The sequence below is a fragment of the Candidatus Eisenbacteria bacterium genome, from assembly GCA_030017955.1.
Taxonomy (GTDB): Bacteria; Eisenbacteria; RBG-16-71-46; order JASEGR01; family JASEGR01; genus JASEGR01.
The window spans coordinates 1-1857 of sequence record JASEGR010000203.1; the positions used below are offsets into that span (position 1 = coordinate 1).

Annotated in this window: 1 protein-coding gene; it reads right to left on the reverse strand. The window is 54.5% G+C overall.

Annotated features, from left to right (window positions below; all coding sequences use genetic code 11):
- Positions 1–1829, reverse strand: a 1829-nt coding sequence (locus QME66_13680) for an FAD-dependent oxidoreductase (GenBank protein ID MDI6809996.1), incomplete at its 3' end; no start/stop codon positions are given.
- Positions 1830–1857 lie beyond the last annotated feature (28 nt).

Sequence of the window (1857 nt, forward strand, 5' to 3'; positions counted from 1 at the left end):
AGTTCCAGCATCGCCCTCTTCTGCCCGCCCGGGTTTCCGATCTTTTCATCCTTGTTGTAGACTTTGATCTTCTCAACCAGAGTCTCCAGCCGCTCCTCCTCTGACTCCTTTAATTCTTTCCCTTGCAGGTAGGCGTCGATCTTATCGGCCGCCCTCTTTCCATGGCTTGCCGCACGGACAAGCACATCCGGCCCGATCACGCAATCGCCTCCCGAAAAAATCCCTTCGCGGTTCGTCTGAAACGTTCCCTCCTGAACGGCGATGGTGGAACGTTTGGTCGTCTTCACTCCGTCCTTTTCGTCGAGGAAGGAGAGGTCGATTGCCTGTCCGATAGCGGGAATCGCAATATCAGCCTCGATGAAGAATTCCGAACCCTTGATGGGAACGGGTCTGCGCCTTCCGCTCTCATCCGGCTCGCCTAATTCCATCCGGATGCACTCCATGCCGGTCACTTTTCCATCCTTTTCAATGATCCGGACCGGATTGCAGAGGTAATGGAATTTCACGCCCTCCTCTTCGGCATCGTGGATCTCCACCCGGTCAGCAGGCATCTCCTTCTTCGTCCGTCGATAGACCAGGTTCACATCCGGTTTGCCGATCCGGTAGGAAGAACGGACACAGTCGATCGCCACATTTCCACCGCCCACGACGACGACCCTCTTTCCTTCGGGATAGGGATCTCTTCCGAGGTTGATCTCGAGGAGATAATAAACTCCGGGGATGAATCCCTTATATCCTTTATCCTCTCCCTCCACGCCCATGGGCGTATTGGTCTGGGCGCCCACCGCGATGTAGATGGCTTTGTATCCTTGCTGGAACATCTGTGAGAGGGTGATATCTTTCCCCACCTGTGTGTTATACCGGATCGCCACGCCCATCTTTTCCACGAGGCTTGTCTCATATCTTACGATGTCTCTCGGAAGCCTGTAGTCAGGAATTCCGACGGCGGCCATTCCGCCCGGTTCCCCCAGCCTCTCGAAGATGGTGACAGGGTAACCTTTCAGGGCCAGGTAATAGGCACAGGTCAGGCCCGAAGGCCCGGCTCCGATAATGGCCACCTTCTCGGAACGGGTAGGAATCCTGGTTGCCTCCGGTTCCCTTCTCTTTTCGAGTTCATAATCAGCCACAAATCGCTTGAGCCATTTGATGGAGACGCATTCATCCACATTCTGCCGCCTGCAGTTATCCTCGCAGGGCCGGACGCAGACTCTTCCCAGGATGCCTGCAAGACAGGTTGCCTCCCGGATGGCGGCAAGCGATTCCGTGAACCGACCTTCCTTGATCAATTCGACATAACGGGTGATGGGGAGATGTGAAGGGCAGGCGTTTTCGCACGGAGCAGTCACCTTCACTTTATACTCCTCGCGCGGAATCTTCTTCTTCGACTGAATCACTTCGGAGAACTGTGCCTTAAAATAGTCGAGTCCATGGAGCACAGGTTTGGGCCCGGTTTGTCCAAGATTGCATTTCGAGCTCTTCCCGATCATCTCGCCCAAATACTTCAGTCGGTCCAGATCCTCTGTTCTCCCCTGGCCCTCTGCAATCCGGTTAAGGATGGATGACATGATCCGTGTTCCCACCCGGCAGGGTGTGCATTTGCCGCACGATTCCTTCTGAACCGCCTCCATGTATGCCCGAATGAGGTCGATCAAATTGACTTCAGGGTCCCGGATGGCAATCCCGTCCCAACCGACGAAGGCTCTGACCTTCTTCTCCCTGTCAAACTCAAGGGGAAGATTGAGACTGGGGACAGGTTGCCTCTCTCCTTCTGTTTTTCCCCGGTTATCCACAACCGCTCCACCCCAACTGCTAAAAAGGATATCTGTCATAAGAACCTCATTTTATCGCTATGCGCAT